5 protein-coding genes are annotated in these 2,517 nt (G+C 38.1%); all 5 read left to right on the forward strand.

What is annotated here, in order from left to right:
- Positions 1 to 139 precede the first annotated feature (139 nt).
- Complete coding sequence (locus tag D0T57_RS15225; protein ID WP_163274325.1) at positions 140 to 547, forward strand: GNAT family N-acetyltransferase; 408 nt, start codon at positions 140 to 142, stop codon at positions 545 to 547.
- Positions 548 to 878: 331 nt separating this feature from the next.
- Positions 879 to 1,163, forward strand: a complete 285-nt coding sequence (locus D0T57_RS15230; protein WP_163274326.1) for a helix-turn-helix domain-containing protein — start codon at positions 879 to 881, stop codon at positions 1,161 to 1,163.
- Positions 1,160 to 1,438, forward strand: coding sequence for a DUF3876 domain-containing protein (locus D0T57_RS15235; protein ID WP_163274327.1), 279 nt, complete (start codon positions 1,160 to 1,162; stop codon positions 1,436 to 1,438). Before D0T57_RS15230 ends, D0T57_RS15235 begins: the two co-directional genes overlap by 4 nt.
- A gap of 13 nt (positions 1,439 to 1,451) precedes the next feature.
- On the forward strand, positions 1,452 to 1,589 hold the full coding sequence (locus D0T57_RS15240; RefSeq protein WP_163274328.1) for a hypothetical protein: 138 nt from the start codon (positions 1,452 to 1,454) through the stop codon (positions 1,587 to 1,589).
- Between the two features lie 36 nt (positions 1,590 to 1,625).
- A partial coding sequence (locus D0T57_RS15245) for an IS256 family transposase (RefSeq protein WP_163274329.1) occupies positions 1,626 to 2,517 on the forward strand: 892 nt, incomplete at its 3' end.

A 2,517-nucleotide genomic window follows, 5' to 3' on the forward strand; every position in this document is an offset into this window, starting at 1 on the left:
TCCATAAACGTTACAAAGATAGAATTTTAAACATTTATAGAAGCTAAAGCCTTGTACTAAAGTACATAGTTTTAACTAGCGAACTTGAAAAATAAAGAAGAAGCCGAAGCGAGGATTCAGACAATCATAAACCGCAGATATGAACGAGTACGAAGAAATACGGAAAGAAATAGATAGCTACCTGATGAGGCGGTTTAAGTACCGTCTTTCCCTTGTGTATCTCACTCCTGATAATATTATAGTTACCCGAAGAAACAAGCGGGTAGATTTGTATTTGCGCATTCGCCGAGTAGCAAGTATATTTCCTCCTGATTGCCTGATTATAGCCCGAATTTGCTTCCGAAAAGAACGTATAGGGAATGGAGCACATTTTGTTAGTTTTCTTTCAGGAATAGCCCTAAAATACGGTTTTAGGTATATTGGAATAGAATCCGTCAATGATAAAAGCAGTTCATTTGCCCGGAAGTTGGGTTTCTATTCAATAGACGGCTCTAACTATGCAGTATCCGTAAAGAATCTCCTATCATATTTTCAAAATAGGATATAGTATAATTCTTTATTTATTTGATTTACAAAAGTACATTCCGGTAATAGAACGCCAACACCAAGCCGCAAGCGGTTTTTAGAAATTTACTCTTTTCAGAATGAAAAGGAAGAAATTTCTAAAAAGTGTTGTCTTATCTATTCCCTGCATGGATGAGATGTATATCAATTAAAAAATGAAAAAAATATTGTTGAGGATTGAGTATTTGCGCCAGACACAGCCACTTTCAGCCATTGCACCCCATTTCTTAAAACCTGCCTGAAATCTGCTTTCCTTTGCCTGAAATTCATTGCAATGAGAATAATTTCAGTAATCAGTAAAAACAGATTTTAGTATGGATATAATAGCAATCGAAAGCAAAACGTTCGAAAAGATGAAAAGGCGTTTTGAAGATTTTACCCGGCAGATAAAGAATCTATGCGGGGAGAATCAGGACAAAGAACAATGGTTAGGCAACGATGATGTTTGTGGGCTTCTGCAAATATCAAAGCGCACTTTACAATCTTACAGGGATAACGGCATCCTGCCTTATTCGCGGATTGGACGTAAATGTTATTACCGAGTATCGGATATTGAAAATTTAATCAGTCAGTCACAAAGAATCAAAGAGCAAAAATGAAAACAGAAAATATCAACTTAGATAGGTTGGTCGGTAATTGGGAGAGTATAAACCTGAATCCGACAGTTATCATATACCGAAACGGAGACAGCTATTTACTTAGCATTATCCACATGAATGAAACGAGCAAACAGGCAAGCCCTGCTACCTACCAGATACAGGAAGATGAAGAAGGATTCTTTATCAACTACAATCTGAAACGGACGGCTATTAGCTATGATACGAAACTGGATATATTAACTTTCTCCGCTTTGGGCGACTATATGCGGAACTAAAAAAGATACAACAATGGAAATACTGGATAAGAAATCAACGGAAATAAATTCTTTCTTCACGGGATTGGAAGAGTTACTGGATACTATCGGGAAAGCCCTTAAAAACCGTACTCCAAGAGACTGTAAACAAAACTGTGTCAGCGAAAGATAGATTTAAATATTTATATTTGCTAACACAGTTTTCTTTATGGAAGAATTTAAATTTGAAGAGATTAAAAACAAGGCTTTGGAACAATTGAAGTCAGGACAGTCCTTGTTAGGGAAAGATGGAGCCTTTGCTCCATTGCTTGAGAGTATTTTGAATGCAGCCTTAGAGGGCGAGATGGATGTCCATTTGGATGAAGAAGAGCGAAATTCGGGTAATCGTCGTAATGGGAAAATGCATAAGCAAGTTCAGACACCTTTAGGTGAAGTTACAGTATCTACCCCTCGTGACCGCAATTCCAGTTTCGATCCTCAGTTTATCAAGAAGCGCGAAACGATTTTAGCAGAAAATGTAGCGGATCGTATCATCGGTTTGTATGCTTTGGGTAACAGTACCCGTCAGATCAGCGATTGGATGGAAGAGAATTTGGGTAATCGTGTTTCGGCCGAAACCATTTCCTCTATAACAGATCGTGTGTTGCCGGAACTCAAAGCCTGGCGCAGCCGTCCTTTGGAATCGGTTTATGCCATTTTTTGGATGGATGCCATCCATTACAAGGTCTTTGACGAATCAGGCAGGGCAGTTTCCAGAGCTATCTATAATGTTTTAGGAATAGATAAAGAAGGCAATAAAGATGTTTTGGGCATGTATATTTCCAAAAGTGAAGGAGCTAACTTCTGGTTGTCGGTTCTCACTGACCTCCAAAACAGAGGAATAAAAGATATACTGATAGCCAGTATTGATAATCTTAGCGGTTTTGCAGATGCCATCGAAAGTGTCTTCCCTGAAACTACGGTACAGCTTTGTATCGTACATCAAATCCGCAATTCATGTAAATATGTAGGCAGTAAGCATCAAAAAGAGTCTCTAAAAGACTTAAAATCAGTGTACAAAGCTGTAAATAAAGAAACGGCAGAGGATAAATTGGATGACT

Origin of the sequence: Dysgonomonas sp. 511, from assembly GCF_010501105.1 — a bacterium.
Lineage (GTDB): Bacteria > Bacteroidota > Bacteroidia > Bacteroidales > Dysgonomonadaceae > Dysgonomonas.

Coding starts and splice junctions, on each gene's coding strand:
- D0T57_RS15225 (WP_163274325.1), top strand. CDS start 140: ATGAACGAGTACGAAGAAATACGGAAAGAAATAGATAGCTACCTGATG.
- D0T57_RS15230 (WP_163274326.1), top strand. CDS start 879: ATGGATATAATAGCAATCGAAAGCAAAACGTTCGAAAAGATGAAAAGG.
- D0T57_RS15235 (WP_163274327.1), top strand. CDS start 1,160: ATGAAAACAGAAAATATCAACTTAGATAGGTTGGTCGGTAATTGGGAG.
- D0T57_RS15240 (WP_163274328.1), top strand. CDS start 1,452: ATGGAAATACTGGATAAGAAATCAACGGAAATAAATTCTTTCTTCACG.